Here is a 14,526-nt window from a genome sequence, read left to right as displayed (position 1 = left end):
CCGACGAACGGCAGCGCGCTTCGCATCCTTCGTCAGACCGGCTTTGCGTACGGCCATTCGCCCGCCGCGAAGGCACCGATCGCGGCGATGACGCGCGCGAAACTCTCCCCCGCTCGGACCGTGCGATGGCGCGCCCTCAGATGGCCGTGGACGAGGCCCACATCCTCGAACCAGATCGCCCGGCCTCCCGCTTCGCGGATCCCTTGGCAATAGCGCTCTCCGTCGCTTGCGAGCGGGTCGAATTCGGCCGAGGCGACGAAGGTCGGCGGCAGCCCTGCGAGATTACCGTCCGCAAGGGGCGCGAAGGTCGGTTCGCCGCTGCGATCGCCATTACCGCTCCGGATCTCGCGGTAGAAGAGAAGGTCATCCATCGTCAGCATCGGCGCGTTCGCGTGCTCGCGGTAGGAGCGTCCCTCCATCTCGAAGCCGAGAGACGGATAGATCAGGACCTGACCGGCCGGCTCGCGCGAACTGCCGCGCTTGGCATGGGCGACCGCGGCCGCAAGGTTCCCGCCGGCGCTGTCGCCGCAAAGAACGAGCGGAAGGCCGCTCGTGCGTCCGACCCAGTCATAGGCGTCGAGGGCGTCGTCGAACGCGGCCGGATGCACGTGTTCGGGCGAAAGCCGGTAGTCGACCGAGACGACACGGCATCGCGTCGCCGCACAGATCTCCGCACAGACGTCGTCGTGGCTTTCCAGCCCGCCGACCACGAAGCCGCCGCCATGGTAAAAGACGACGCAGGCTTGCGGCGTCGTGTCCTCCCGGTCGTAGACACGGACGGGGACGGTGTGGCTGCCGGCATCGACGAACGTGTCGTTCGTGACGATGCCCACCGGTCGGCCGACGGCGAACGTCCGCGCCATGGCGTCGTAGACCGTGCGCTGGCGCTCGACCGTCAGATCGGCGGCGTCGGGCGGATAGCACGCTTCCGTCTCTTCGATGAAGGTGCGGACATCGGCATCGAGCCGCGCGGCATAGGCTTCCCGCCAGGAAGCTTCGGGTGCATCGTTGCGTTCCATCGGGCGATCTCCGGGCACGTGACCGCTACCGGCCCTTCCAGACCGGATCACGCTTTTCCGCGAACGCACGAAAACCTTCCATGTTGTCTTCGGAATCGTAGAGGACGTCCACGGTCTTGAACTGGCGTTTCGTCACGCGGTTCATCGCATCGCGGAAATCACGGCCCTCCGCCTCGCGCACGACCTCCTTGATCGCCGCGAAGACGAGCGGCGGGCCGCCGGCGAGCAGACGCGCGACTTCCCAGACGCGATCCTCGAGCTTTTCCTCCGGCAGCACCTCGTTGACCAGGCCCCATCGCGCGGCCTCACCGGCATCCATCCACCGACCGGTCAAAAGGAGATCCATGGCGACATGATAGGGAAGCCGCTTCGGCAGCTTGATGCTGGCGGCATCGGCAAGCGTGCCGGCGCGAATTTCGGGCAGCGCGAAGCTCGAATGCTCGGCGGCATAGATAAGGTCGCAGGAAAGCGCCAGCTCGAAGCCGCCGCCGACCGCCATGCCGTTGACGCAGGCGATCACCGGCTTGTTCATCTCCGGCAGTTCCTGCAGGCCGGCAAATCCGCCGACACCGTAGTCGCCGTCGACGGCGTCGCCACCGGCGGCCGCCTTCAGGTCCCAGCCGGCGGAAAAGAACTTCGATCCCTCGGTCCGCACGATCGCGACGCGCTGCGATGCATCGTCGCGAAACGCCTTGAAGACTTCGCCGAGTTCCCGCGAGGTCGCAAGGTCGATCGCATTGGCCTTGGGCCGGTCGAGCGTGACTTCGAGAACACCGTCTTCGGCGCGCGTGCGTACCACATCACTCATGGTCTTCTTCTTCCTCTTCGACGATCAGCGCGTCCGCGACGAACGCGCCTTTTTTGCATACGATCAGTGGATTGATGTCCATTTCGACGAGCGTGGCCGCGTTCGCCACGGCGAAATCGGCGATCTGCATCAGTGCGGTCACGGCAGCCTCGACGTCGCCGCGCGGGCGGCCGCGATAGCCGTCCAGAAGGGCGGAGAGCCTGAGCGAGCGGATCGCCTGCTCGACGGTTTCGCGTTTCGCAGGCAGGAGAACGGTCCGGCTGTCGCCGAGAAGTTCGACGAGGACGCCGCCGGTGCCGATCGTCAGGACAGGGCCGAACTGCGGGTCGCGCGTGACACCGGCGATCAGTTCGCCGACCACGTCCGGAATCATGCGCTCGACGAGAAGGCCGCTCCCCATATCGGCGAGATCCCCCGCTGCCCCGGCAACCGCCTCCGCGTCGCCGAGAGCAAGCCGCACGGCACCGCGTTCCGACTTGTGGGCGACACCGAGCGCCTTGACGGCCACCGGAAAGCCGAGCGCTTCGGCCGCGCGTACCGCTTCCCCGGCATCCGCGACGACGCGTCGTTCGGCGACCGGCAGACCGGCACCGGCGAGCCGGTCCTTCGCTGTCGCCTCGTCGAGCGTATGCCGCCTTCCGATTTCTGTGCGCGGTGGCGGAGCGAGCGGATCGGGGTTCGGGCTTGCCCAGACTTCCGCGATGAAGGCAGCCGCCTCCAGCGCGTCCATCGTTTCCGCAATGCCCATCAGCGGCGGCAGACCGCGCGCGATCAGGGCTTCGGCATGTGCCTCGGCAACGTTCTCGGTCATCGAAACGACGATCGCCCCGCGAGAAGCGTTGTTCGAAAGCGCACTCTCGAAGGCATCGATCGCCGGCCACCAATCCGCACAGGAGCATCGATCCTCGCGCGGAAAGTCGAGAACCAGAAGATTGCAGGCGAAATCGGATGTCGCGAAGGCGGTAAAGGTGCGCTTGAGCGCCGGCTCGTCGTTCCAGATGAAGGTATTGTAGTCGAGCGGATTGGCGACGGCGACGAGCGGACCGAGCGTTTCTCCGACGCGTTCGCGATGGGTCGCATCCAAGGCCGGAAAGCCGATCCCGCGGCCGTGGGCGGCGTCGGCCATCAGCCCCGCCTCGCCGCCCGAACAGCTCATCGAAGACACGCCCCGGCCTGCGAGCGGACCGCCGCAATGCAGGAGCTTCATCGTTTCGAGGAACGACGGCACGGAATGCACGCGGGCAATGCCGAGCCGTGCGAGAAAGGCGTCGGCCGCGGCGTCGCTTCCGGCGATCGACGCGGTGTGCGAAACGGCGGCTTCGCGCGCCTGTTGCGATCGACCGGCCTTCATGGCGACGATCGGCTTTCCGAGCGCGCGCGCTCTGGCGGCGAGACGCTCGAAATTCGCCACGCTGTCGAACGCTTCGATGTGAAGGCCGAGAACCGAAACGCGCGGATCTTCGAGAAGCCCGAGCGCCATCTCGGAAAGCCCGGTCTGCGCCTGGTTGCCCGCCGTCAGCACGTAGGCGAGCGGCAACCCGCGGCGCTGCATCGTCAGGTTGACGGCGATGTTGGACGACTGCGTGACGATCGCGGCACCCCGCATGCCTTCCGGCAACCGCTTGCCGCCGTGCTGGTCGGGCCACAGCAGCGCGCCGTCGCAATAGTTGATGACGCCGTAGCAGTTCGGTCCGACGATCGGCATTTCGCCGGCCGCCTCCACCAGTGCCGCCTGTAGCGCACCGCCTTCGCCGTTCCCGGCTCCCGTTTCGCTGAAACCGGCCGCAAAGCACACGGCACCACCGGCTCCGATCGCGCGAAGTTCTTCGACGATCGTCACGGTCAGGCTGCGATTGACGCCGACGAAGGCGGCATCCGGAACGCCCGGCAGATCGTCGATGCCGCGATAGGCTTTTTCGCCCGCGACCATGTCGCGTTTGGGATGAACAGGCCAGATCTTGCCGGAAAAGCCCATCTTGCGCGACTGCTCGACGACGGCTGCCGCCTGAACGCCACCGAAGACGGCGATCGAACGCGGCCGAAGCAGCCGGTCGAGCCGGTTTTCCGAAGCCGCGGGAAGGCCGCTTGCATCATAAAGCAGGGTCATCGCGCCCTTTCGTCCGCTGGTCGCCGCGCATCGTCCTTCAGCCTCCGAGCGGACGCAGGAGCGCGCGCGAGATGATGTGCCGCTGGATCTCGCTCGTACCCTCCCAGATCCGCTCGAGCCGCGCATCGCGCCAGATGCGCTCCAGCGGCAGTTCGTCCATCAGGCCCATGCCGCCGTGAATCTGAATCGCCTCGTCGGCGACCATGGCGAGCATTTCGGTCGCCTTCAGCTTGGCCATCGCCATGTCGGAATCGGTGACGGTTCCCTGATCGAACTTCCAGGCCGCCTCGAGCGTCATCAGTTCGGCCGCCTTCATCTCCGTCGCCATGTCGGCGAGCTTGAAGGAGATACCCTGGAACTTGCCGATCGGCTGGTTGAACTGCTTGCGCGTCGCCGCCCACTCGACGGAATGCTCCATCGCGCGCTCGGCCCGGCCGAGACAGGTCGCGGCAACCTGAAGACGGGTGGCGCCGAGCCAGTTGTTCGCCACATCGAAACCCTTGTCGACCTCGCCGAGAACGGCGTCGGAAGGCACGCGGCAATCGTCGAATTCGAGGATCGCGTTCGGATAGCCGCGATGGGCGACGTTGCGGTAACCCGGCCGGATCGCAAAGCCCGGATGGCCCTTGTCGACGAAGAACGCCGTCATCTTCTTGCGCTTGCCGCGCGGCCCGTCCTCCTCGCCGGTCGCGGCGAAGACGATGCAGAAATCGGCTTCTTCCGCATGGCTGATGAAGTGCTTGGTGCCGTTGATGACCCAGTCGTCGCCGTCCCTGACGGCCGTCGTCGCCATGCCGCGCAGGTCGGAACCGGCACCCGGCTCCGTCATCGCCAGCGCGTCGGCCTTCTCGCCGCGAACGCAGGGGTAGAGATATTTCTCCTTCTGCGCGTCCGTTCCGGCCATCAGAATGTTCGAGGGGCGAGCGACGCAGGTCCAGTGCAGCGCATAGCTCGCCCGCCCGAGTTCGCGCTCGTAGAGAAGCCACGTGACCGTATCGAGCCCGGCGCCTCCGGCCTCTTCCGGTATGTTGGCCGCGTAAAGGCCCGCTTCGAGCGCCTTCGCCTTCAGTTCCTCCACGAGATCCGGGCGCAGAACGCCCGTGCGCTCCACTTCCAGCTCGTGCGGATAGAGTTCGTTCTCGACGAAGGCCCGCGTCGTATCGACGATCAGGCGCTGCTCGTCCGTCAGGGAGAAATCCATGCAATCAGCCCTTTCTCGGCTGTCCGATCGCGCGGCCTGCCCCTTCCGGCATGGAAAGGCTGGCATGCGCATCGGCGAATTTCGCGAGTTCGGCGGCGATGGCTTCGGCCGGTTCGCTCGCCGATCGCGTCGCCATGTCGACGTGGAGGAGCATGTGCTCGCCGGTCGCGAGCAGCGTTCCATCGCCGTGATAGAGCGTATGGAAGAGCCTCAGCTTCTTGCCCTTGGCTTCCAGCACCTGCGTCTCGCAGCGGATCGGCTGCAGGGCGGCGACTTCGGCCAGATGACGGATATGCGTCTCGACGGTGAAATAGGATCCGCCCTTCGCGACGTAGTCCGCATCGACGCCGACCATGCGCAGGAACGCGTCGGACGCATCGGCGAAGCACTGCAGGTAGCGCGCTTCGTTCATGTGGTTGTTGTAGTCGGTCCAGTCCGCCGGCACCGTGCGGTCGAGGGTCGGCACCGGCTTCGTCCGATCGATCTCGGAGGGCTTCTGCGCGCCGGCATCGAAAAGGCGCTTCTCGTAGGCACCGAGCGTTTCACCCGCGCCCCAGTCGTTCACCTTCAGCGCCTGCATGATCGCAACCAGATTGTCGTCACGGATGCGTTCGAGCTCGCGGATCGAATGTCGGCCGGACTGCTCGTCGGACTGGCCGGCGATCAAATCGACGAGTTCGTCGTTATACTCCGGCACATCCATCAGCCGCGTCCACGGCCAGGAAAGCGTCGGCCCGAACTGATCGAGGAAGTGACGCATGCCCGCCTCGCCGCCGGCGATGCGGTAGGTCTCGAAGAGGCCCATTTGCGCCCAGCGCAGGCCGAAACCGTAGCGGATCGCGTCGTCGATCTCCTCGGTCGTTGCCACCCCGTCGCGCACCAGCCAGAGCGCCTCGCGCCAAACCGATTCCAGAAGCCGGTCGGCGATGAACGCATCGATCTCCTTGCGGATGGTCAGCGGCTTCATGCCGAGTTCCGGAAGGAAGGCCTCCGCCTTCGCGATCGTCTCGCCGGACGTCTTCTCGCCGCCGACGATCTCGACGAGCGGCAGGAGATAGACCGGATTGAACGGATGCGCGACGATCAGGCGTTCCGGGTTTTCCATCTTCGCCTGAAGGTTCGTCGGAAGGATGCCCGACGTGGAGGAGGCGATCACGGCATCGGCCGGTGCGCCGGCTTCCATTTCGGCATAGACCGCCTGCTTGATGTCGAGGCGTTCCGGCACCGACTCCACGATCCAGCCGGCGTCCGAAACGGCCTCGGCGACGCTGTCGGCATAGGTAATCGCGCCGGCTTTCGGTGCCGGCGCCATGGTCAGCCGCGAGAACGCGTGCCATGCGTTTTCGAGAACCGCGTCGATCTTCGCCCTGGCGTCGGGCGCCGGGTCGTAGACGGCAACGTCGATGCCGTTATAGGCGAGCCGGGCGATCCAGCCGGCACCGATGACGCCGCCGCCGATGCAGGCGGCCTTCGTGATAGTTTCCATGATCGACCTACCAGCGCTTTTCGAGCTTGAGCTTGGCGCGAACCTCGTTCGGCCCGAGGATGTTGCAGGCCATGCCTTCGGCCGTCTTCACCGCCTCGCGGGTCAGATCGCCGTTGGACGCGAGCACGCCCTTCTTCAGCCAGATATTGTCCTCGAGACCGACGCGGATGTTGCCACCGGCGAGAACGGCCGCCGCCACGTAAGGCAACTGGTCGCGGCCGATCGAGAAGGCGGAGAAGATCCAGTCGTCGGGCATGTTGGCGACGAGCGACATCAGGGTGGGCAGGTCGTTCGGCGCGCCCCACGGGATGCCCATGCAAAGCTGCACCATCACCGGATCGTCGAGCAGGCCCTGCGCATGCAGCCATTTGGCGAGCACCAGATGGCCGGTGTCGAAGACCTCGACCTCGGGCCGAACGCCGAGCTTCTGGATACGGCCGGCCATATCCTTCAGCATGGCGGGCGTGTTCGTCATGATGTAGTCGCCCTCGCCGAAATTCATTGTGCCGCAATCGAGCGTGCAGATTTCCGGGCGCACATTGGCGACGTGCTCGAGGCGCTTTTCCGCCGAGATCATGTCGGTCGCCGCGTCGTTCGGCGGCAGCGGCGCATCGCTCGGGCCGAGCGTCAGGTCGCCGCCCATGCCGGCGGTGAAGTTGATGACCATGTCCTTGCCGGAAGCAGCGATGTGCTCGGCGACCTTCTCGTAAAGCGCGGGATCGCGCGAAGGCTTGCCGGTCTCCGGGTCGCGAACATGGATATGAACGATCGCGGCACCCTCTTCGGCCGCCTCGATGCACGAATCGGCGATGGCGCGCGGGCTGACCGGCACCTTGTCCGAGCGACCCGTCGAGTCCCCCGATCCGGTCACGGCGCAGGTGATGAAGACGTCTCTGCTTGGCGTCAGGCTCATGGGGCTTTTCCTTCCGTCCGATCGAATTGTATCGAGCATCCCGCAGCTTGAAGTTCGAGGCTTTGCAAAATACGAAGTGCGAATGCCGGATTACGAACTCACATCGATCCTCTCGCCGGACGTCTCACCGCTGGAGGTCATCTTCCTGATCCTGCCGGGTGCATCGCTCATGTCCGTGGCCTCGGCGATCGATCCGCTGCGCGCGGCGAACCGGATCGAGCAACGCGAAGTCTTCCGCTGGCAGATCGTGACGCCGGACGGCGAGCCTGCCGCGACGACCTGCGGCATTCCCGTCGTACCGAACGACCGCTTCCGACCGGAACGGCGCACGGACCTTTTCGTGGTGGTCGCGAGCTTCGGCGCGGAAAGGGCCGATGGCCGGCTTCTCGCAAGGATCGCACGCGCCTCGAACGGTGCGCGGGCGACATGCGGTATCGAGGCGGGCTCCTGGCTCCTCGCGCGCTCCGGCCTCCTCAACGGCCACAAGGCGACGACGCATTGGGAGGATTTCGAGGATTTCGCGGCCGCCTTCCCCGACATCGACGTCGTGCCCGACCGGTACGTCATCGACAGGCGTTTCCTGACGACGGGCGGCGCCTCGCCCACCTTCGACCTGATGCTACACATCGTGCGCATGCGCCACGGCATGGCGACGGCGCTCGATGTGGCGAGCGTGTTCATCTACGAGCAGGCCTCGACCGGCGAGGACGCGCAGCCGCTCGTCTCGCTCGGCCGGCTCGACGATTACGATCCGCGTTTTGCCCATGCGGTGCGGTTGATGGAGGCGAGCATCGATGCGCCGGTGACCGTCGCAGCCCTTGCCAAGCGGTGCAGTGTGACGACGCGAACGCTCGAAAACGTCTTCGAAAAGACGATCGGCGAATCCCCCGGCGCCTATTTCCTGAGGCTGCGCCTGAGCGCCGCGCGGCGACTGGTGCGCGATTCCCGCATGCCGCTCGCCGACATCGCCGCACGCACGGGCTTTTCCTCCGCCGCCGCCTTTTCCCGCGCCTTCAGACGCGCCTACGGACAGAGCCCGAGCGGCGTACGCAGCGATTGAGATCCGCATCAAAACGAGGTCGAACGCCCATCGGCAACAACCGATCGGCACAATCGCGAATCACAATCTCCCCACGCATCCCGATTGTTCGCTCGCCGTAAAAGGGTGTTCCGGCCCGATCCCTCGCCTGCCTGTGCGTTTTTTTTCGATGTCGGCAAGGCTGATCGGCACTGCCCGATCCGTGGTGCAAGTGTCGACGAGCCTATCCTGCGGCTTAATCGCTCATCGTTATTTTCTACGGTCTTGTTCGGAAAAATTAGCATCGATTGCGCGTAATTTACGTTGCAGAATTCTTAATTAATATAACCTTACCAATAATATCCGCCGGAAAACGCGGTTTTACCGTCTATTTTCTGCCAAAATTACGAACGTATTCCTCATAACGCGTTGAAATATACGTCAGCCCCGCGAGCAAAATTAAGCTCGCAATCGTTTATTTCAGAAATCTAGGCGAAAGAGAAAATATGGCGAGTTTATCTGAAGGGCAGAGCTTTTCATCGTCTTCGGGGGAAACGACATCTTCCTTCGTTGATTCCATCGGCGTGAACGTTCACATGACCTGGACGGACACGGCTTACGCCAATGTCGATATGGTCGAAAGCAGTCTGCAGTATCTCGGCGTCGACAACGTGCGTGACGCCGCCCCGCCGGACTGGCTGAGCCAGCCGTTCGACCAGCTGGCCGATGCCGGCGTCGACTTCGACTTCCTCATTCCCGTCAACGACGGCGAGACGAAGCTTTACGGCAGCATCGACCGGATGGCCGATTTCGAGGACGCCCATCCCGGCAGCATCAATTCGATCGAAGGGCCGAACGAGGTGAACTACTCGCCCGCCCCCTGGAACGGATCGACGAGCCTGCAGGCCGAGGCCGACCTCCAGCACGACCTCTACAACGCCGTTCAGGACAACGCGACGTTGTCCGACATTCCCGTCGCCAACCTGACGCTCGCCGGGGTCGGCTCCTCGAGCTACGCGCCGCTCGGCGATCTTTCCGACGCGACCGACCTCGGCAACGCGCACATCTACTTCCCCGATGGCGAGCAGCCGAGCAATATCTGGGATCAGGCGCTTGCGACCGGCGAGACCCCGACGCCGTCCGAAACGGCGATCGTCACGGAAAGCGGCTACTACAGCATGCCGGACCACGACCGCGGCGTCAGCGAGACGGTGCAGGCGAAGTCCACGCTGAACCTGCTGATGGACGCCGCCGAAAGCGGCACGCAGACCACCTATCTCTATCAGCTGCTCGATCATGCCGAAGACAGCGGCAGCGATCCCGAACTGCATTACGGGCTCTTCAATCCCGACGGTTCGGCAAAGCCGGTCGCCGATGCGATCCACAACCTCACCACGATCCTCGACGACCATTCGGGCAACGCGACCTCGGCGGACGCATCCTTCGACTATTCCTTCTCCGGCGCACCCGACAGCGCCCACGAGATGGCGATGACGGCAGGCGACGGAACCACCGACATCGTCGTGTGGGACGAGCCGCAGATCTGGGACAGCGATACGGCGAGCGCGGTTCAGGCGGACACGCACGACGTGACGCTTTCGCTCGCTTCGGGCGAAGCCGACTTCACGGTCTACGACCCGATGACGGGAAGCGAACAGGTCGCGAGCGCGGACGACAGCGGCAACGTCACGTTCTCGCTTTCCGATCATCCGGTCATCATCAATGTCGACGAGGCTTCGAGTGCCAACCAGACGGCCTCCGCCAGCAATGGCACCGGCACTACTACCACCGGCACCGGCAATGCCACGACCGGTAGTACGGGTTCCGGACAAGCCGGCAACGTTTCCGCGCAGGTTCCTCCGACGAGCACCGACGATTCCGGTTCGAACAACGGTTCCACGACGGGCAACGACGACCACGCCTCGGCGAGCGCCGGAGACGACTCCGGTTCCGGCGACGACCAGCAGGCTTCCGGCGGATCCTCGACGGATGACTCCGGTTCTTCGGGCAACCAAGCGAGCGGTTCGGATGCCAGCAGCTCGGGCAACGGCGGCACCACGGTGGCCGACGGCTCGTCCAGTACGGACGACGGAACGCATACCGCCGACGGCTCGACCTCGCAGGGTGCGAGTGACGACGGCGCAGCGACCGGTAGCGACGCCGGGACGGACGACGGCTCGAGCGCCGACGCCGGTAATGCCGGCTCGCATTCCGGCTCCGGCCTTCCGTGGATGTCCGGCGATGCCGGCGACTGGCAGGGCGCGCTCGACTGGGCCCGCAACGCCGTCCATTCGCACGACTGGAGCGATCTTGCGGACCGCATGACACACGGCGACGGCAGCGACGTGCAGAACCTGCTCGATCACGTCTCTTCCGACCAGGCTGGCGGTGACGAAAGCGGTTCCACCGATCACGGCTCGCACGCCTTCGATTTCGACCAGATCCACAATTTCGTGGACCATCATCTGGCCGACTGGGGGTTCGCCGCCTAAACGCGGAACCCTCCTACCGAAGCACTGAGCGGCCCGGCGGATCCACCGCCGGGCCGCATATCCGCATTCGCGTAAGCTCGCGAAGCCCCGTGCTCGCGGCGACGAAGCCTCGCGGCCCTGCAAAGGCCCGCGCGTCGCCAGACCACGAGGGCGGACAATTCCGCTTGCCCTCTTCCATACGTTTCCGCGCGGCGGCGAAAGCCATCGCGCGGCACTGCTGCTTGGGACGACATTCATGAACCGCTCTTCCGACCGGCTGCTGCGCATCGTGCGAACGGCGGCGTTCCGTCTCGCGGGGCTCGGCCTCGTCATCAACGTCCTGCTGCTCGTGCAGCCGCTCTACATGCTGCAGGTCTACGACCGGATCCTGCAGTCCCGCTCGCTGGACACGCTGGTCTACATCTCCATCCTGGCCGCCGGCGCCGTCATGCTGCTCGGCCTACTCGACGCGATCCGCACCCTGATGGCCACGCGCATCGGCGTGCACCTTGCCGTCGCCGCCGGAGACACGGCCGTCGTCGCATGCATGCGCGGGCGCAAGGCCGGGCTCGGCGATATCCAGCCGCTTCGCGATCTGGAGACGGTCCGCAATTTCCTCGGCGGCCGTGGCGCGTTCGCGTTCCTCGACCTGCCGTTCACGCCGCTCTTCCTCCTGTTGCTCTATTTCATCCATCCGCTGCTCTGCCTCGTGGCGAGCCTCGGCGCGGCGGTCCTCATGCTGATCGCCTTCGCCAACCAGCGCTTCTCGGCCAAACCCTCGGCCGAGGTCGCCGAGCAGAACACGGCGGCCATGCTTTCGGCGCAGGCCATCGCCCGAAACGCCGAAAGCATCGAAGCGATGGGCATGACGCGCAGCGCCATCGGCGCATGGGGCGGCAGTGCGGCGCGCCACCTCCACGTGCAGAACACGCTCGGCCGGACCAACGCCGTCTTTTCTGGGATTTCCCGCGCCTTCCGCATTGCCTTGCAGATCGCCATTCTCGGCATCGGCGGCTATCTGGTCCTTCAGGGCGAGATGACCGCAGGCATGATCTTCGCGTCCTCGCTGATTTCCGGGCGGGCCCTCCAGCCGATCGACCAGATCATCGGCGGATGGAAGGGGGCGATCGAAGCCTCCCGCGCATGGTCGCGGCTGAAGGCGAAGCTCGACACGGCGGACGACGAAGAGCGGCGGACCGAACTGCCCACGCCGACCGGCCATATCACGCTCGAGGACGTGCTTGCCCTGCCCGCCGACGACCCTACGGGCGAACCGTTGTTGCGGCGCATTTCTGCCGTCGTCGAGGCCGGAACCTTTCTGGCGATCGTCGGCCCGTCCGGTGCGGGCAAATCGACGCTCCTGCGTGCCATGATCGGGGCCGTGCCCCTTCGCGCCGGTGCCGTGCGCATCGACGGCGCCGACATCCGCCAATGGAACCGGGAGCAGCTCGGCCGGCACGTCGGCTACCTGGCGCAAGACGTCGAACTGCTGCCGGGCACCGTGGCGCAGAACATCGCCCGCTTCGACCCGCACGCAACGGACGAGGCGATCGTCGAAGCCGCCCGCAAGGCGCATGTCCACGAGCTCGTCGTCGGCCTGCCGAAGGGCTACGACACGCCGGTCGGCCCGAGCGGCCTCAGGCTTTCGGGCGGTCAGCGTCAACGCATCGGCCTGGCACGCGCCTTCTTCGGCGAGCCGCGACTGCTCCTGCTCGACGAGCCGAACGCGAACCTCGATGCCGAGGGCGAGGCCGCACTCGAAAGCGCGTTGCAGGCCGCACACGAGGCCGGCGTGACGATCGTCGCCGTGACGCAGCGCCGCCATCTCGCCAAGCAGGCCGGCACCATCATGATCATCCGCAACGGGGCGCTCGAAAGCTTCGGCGAGAAGAAGCGCATTCTCGGCGCGGACTCTCCGATGCTCGCGGCGGCCTCGCGCGGCAACGAAACCGGAAAGGAGCCGTCCGACGCGTCCCGTGCGCAGGCTGGCGAGCGTCCCCGTCTACCCACGACCGTCGCAGGAGGTGCCCGTGGCTGAGATCACGCCGAAGCCGAGCGGAACGCTCGCACCCTTTTCCTCGTGGGGCGATACGGTCGTCACCGACATGCGCCGGCCGGGGCTGATCGCGCTTGCGACCACGGCCCTCTTCGTTCTCGGCTTCGGGCTTTGGGCCGGGTTCGCGCCGATCGCCGGCGCGGTCGTCTCGCAGGGCGTCGTCGTCGCATCCGGCAAGAACCAGGTCGTCCAGCACCTCGAAGGCGGCATCGTCCGTTCGATCCTGGTGCACGAGGGGGACCGTGTAGAAAAGGGCGATCCGCTCCTCAGACTCGACCCGACCGAGGCCGAGACGCAGACGAACCGGCTGACCAAGCAGGTCGTCGCCCTTTCGGCACGCATCGCCCGGCTGAAGACGGTGCGCGCCGGCGACGAGACGCTGACCTTTTCCGACAAACTGAAGACGATGGCGGGCGAAAGTGGCTCCGAGGACGTTCTCGCCGAGCAGCGCAACGAGTTCGCCGCCCGCCAGAAGCTGCACAGCCAGGAAACCTTTATCCTCAACCAGCGTCTGAAGGCGCTCGGGCAGAAGGTGGACGGGCTGAGCGCGCAGAAAAAGTCCGCATCCGACCAGCTCGCCACGGTCAAGGACGCGATGGCCCGCCAAAAGACCCTTCTGGAAAAGGGGCTGACCTCCCGTTCGCAATATACGACGCTCCTGCTTTCGCAATCGCAGATGCTCGGCCAGGTCGGCGAGACGAAGTCCGCCATCCTTTCCGCGCGCACCAATATCGAAAAAACGCGCGAGGAACTCTCGCAGCTCGACACCAAGCGCACGGAGCAGGCCGTCTCGCAGATCGACACCCTGCAGAGCCAGCTTTCCGACACGCGCGAGAAGCTGCAGGCGGCCGAAGACGTGTTCCGCCGGGTGGTGATCCGGGCGCCGTGCGACGGTGTCGTCGTGCGCATGCACGTCAACGCCATCGGCAGCGTCGTCAAGCCGGCCGATCCCCTCGTCGAGATTTTACCGACGGGGCGCAAGCTCATCGTCGAGGCGAAGATCCGGCCGCAGGACATCGACAAGGTCACGGTCGGACAGGAAGCGCGGCTGCGTTTTGCCGGCCTCAACAACCGTACGACCCCGACCGTGCCGGCAAGCGTCAGCTACGTCTCGGCCGACCGCCTCGTCGACGACAAGACGGGCAAACGCTACTACGTCGCCCGCCTGCAACTCGACGGAAAAGGCAAAGGCGTGCTGCCCGACGGCATGACGCTGAGGCCCGGCATGCCCGTCGAGGCCTATGTCGAGACCGGTTCGCGAACCTTCCTCGACTACCTGACCAAACCGATCCGCGACAGCTTCCACCGCGCTTTCCGCGAAAGCTGACGAGGCATCCGGCCGACGATCAGTAGTGAGATTGCCGCCGACAACGACGGCGCATGGACATGGCGGGCTCTCGCAGTATCCCGCGGCCATGCGTCGTCCATATTCCGAGCGTCAAACGAA

10 protein-coding genes are annotated in these 14,526 nt (G+C 65.5%); 4 read left to right on the top strand and 6 right to left on the bottom strand.

What is annotated here, in order from left to right:
• Positions 1-32 precede the first annotated feature (32 nt).
• From FJU11_RS10415 to FJU11_RS10390, 6 genes are read right to left on the bottom strand one after another with little or no spacing between them, the layout of a single operon-like run.
• Entirely contained in the window at positions 33-1,019 is a 987-nt protein-coding gene (locus tag FJU11_RS10415) for an alpha/beta hydrolase (protein ID WP_141166993.1), read from the bottom strand.
• 25 nt (positions 1,020-1,044) lie between these two features.
• Complete coding sequence (locus FJU11_RS10410; protein WP_141166992.1) at positions 1,045-1,827, bottom strand: carnitinyl-CoA dehydratase; 783 nt, start codon at positions 1,825-1,827, stop codon at positions 1,045-1,047.
• Positions 1,820-3,934 carry an acetate--CoA ligase family protein gene (locus FJU11_RS10405; RefSeq protein ID WP_141166991.1) on the bottom strand — a complete coding sequence of 705 codons (2,115 nt, stop codon included), beginning with the start codon at positions 3,932-3,934 and terminating at the stop codon, positions 1,820-1,822. Before FJU11_RS10405 ends, FJU11_RS10410 begins: the two co-directional genes overlap by 8 nt.
• 37 nt (positions 3,935-3,971) lie before the next feature.
• The gene (locus FJU11_RS10400; protein WP_141166990.1) at positions 3,972-5,135 is read right to left on the bottom strand and encodes an acyl-CoA dehydrogenase family protein; all 1,164 of its coding nucleotides are present in this window, start codon (positions 5,133-5,135) and stop codon (positions 3,972-3,974) included.
• 4 nt (positions 5,136-5,139) lie between these two features.
• A complete protein-coding gene (locus FJU11_RS10395) occupies positions 5,140-6,621 on the bottom strand; it encodes a carnitine 3-dehydrogenase (protein WP_181408139.1) in 1,482 nt (493 codons plus the stop codon).
• Between the two features lie 7 nt (positions 6,622-6,628).
• Positions 6,629-7,534, bottom strand: a complete 906-nt coding sequence (locus FJU11_RS10390) for a BKACE family enzyme (protein WP_141166989.1) — start codon at positions 7,532-7,534, stop codon at positions 6,629-6,631.
• An 82-nt stretch (positions 7,535-7,616) separates the two neighbouring features.
• On the opposite strand from FJU11_RS10390, the gene FJU11_RS10385 reads away from it, so the two are divergent.
• The 4 genes from FJU11_RS10385 (at position 7,617) to FJU11_RS10370 (ending at position 14,406) form a co-directional block, all read left to right on the top strand.
• Positions 7,617-8,594: a GlxA family transcriptional regulator gene (locus tag FJU11_RS10385; RefSeq protein ID WP_141166988.1), complete on the top strand. Its 978-nt coding sequence runs from the start codon at positions 7,617-7,619 to the stop codon at positions 8,592-8,594.
• 554 nt (positions 8,595-9,148) lie between these two features.
• Positions 9,149-11,044, top strand: a complete 1,896-nt coding sequence (locus FJU11_RS10380) for a hypothetical protein (RefSeq protein WP_141166987.1) — start codon at positions 9,149-9,151, stop codon at positions 11,042-11,044.
• Between the two features lie 235 nt (positions 11,045-11,279).
• Positions 11,280-13,061, top strand: coding sequence for a type I secretion system permease/ATPase (locus tag FJU11_RS10375; RefSeq protein ID WP_141166986.1), 1,782 nt, complete (start codon positions 11,280-11,282; stop codon positions 13,059-13,061).
• The gene (locus tag FJU11_RS10370; RefSeq protein WP_141166985.1) at positions 13,054-14,406 is read left to right on the top strand and encodes an HlyD family type I secretion periplasmic adaptor subunit; all 1,353 of its coding nucleotides are present in this window, start codon (positions 13,054-13,056) and stop codon (positions 14,404-14,406) included. Before FJU11_RS10375 ends, FJU11_RS10370 begins: the two co-directional genes overlap by 8 nt.
• Positions 14,407-14,526 lie beyond the last annotated feature (120 nt).

This window comes from Pararhizobium mangrovi, from assembly GCF_006516965.1.
Lineage (GTDB): Bacteria > Pseudomonadota > Alphaproteobacteria > Rhizobiales > Rhizobiaceae > Pararhizobium_B > Pararhizobium_B mangrovi.
Note: the sequence above shows the minus strand (reverse complement) of the source record. Positions and strands in the feature narration are given on the sequence as shown.

What these genes read in the sequence shown, in the direction of transcription:
- FJU11_RS10415 (WP_141166993.1), bottom strand. Translation starts at nt 1,019, where the DNA reads ATGGAACGCAACGATGCACCCGAAGCTTCCTGGCGGGAAGCCTATGCC.
- FJU11_RS10410 (WP_141166992.1), bottom strand. Translation starts at nt 1,827, where the DNA reads ATGAGTGATGTGGTACGCACGCGCGCCGAAGACGGTGTTCTCGAAGTC.
- FJU11_RS10405 (WP_141166991.1), bottom strand. Translation starts at nt 3,934, where the DNA reads ATGACCCTGCTTTATGATGCAAGCGGCCTTCCCGCGGCTTCGGAAAAC.
- FJU11_RS10400 (WP_141166990.1), bottom strand. Translation starts at nt 5,135, where the DNA reads ATGGATTTCTCCCTGACGGACGAGCAGCGCCTGATCGTCGATACGACG.
- FJU11_RS10395 (WP_181408139.1), bottom strand. Translation starts at nt 6,621, where the DNA reads ATGGAAACTATCACGAAGGCCGCCTGCATCGGCGGCGGCGTCATCGGT.
- FJU11_RS10390 (WP_141166989.1), bottom strand. Translation starts at nt 7,534, where the DNA reads ATGAGCCTGACGCCAAGCAGAGACGTCTTCATCACCTGCGCCGTGACC.
- FJU11_RS10385 (WP_141166988.1), top strand. Translation starts at nt 7,617, where the DNA reads ATGCCGGATTACGAACTCACATCGATCCTCTCGCCGGACGTCTCACCG.
- FJU11_RS10380 (WP_141166987.1), top strand. Translation starts at nt 9,149, where the DNA reads ATGACCTGGACGGACACGGCTTACGCCAATGTCGATATGGTCGAAAGC.
- FJU11_RS10375 (WP_141166986.1), top strand. Translation starts at nt 11,280, where the DNA reads ATGAACCGCTCTTCCGACCGGCTGCTGCGCATCGTGCGAACGGCGGCG.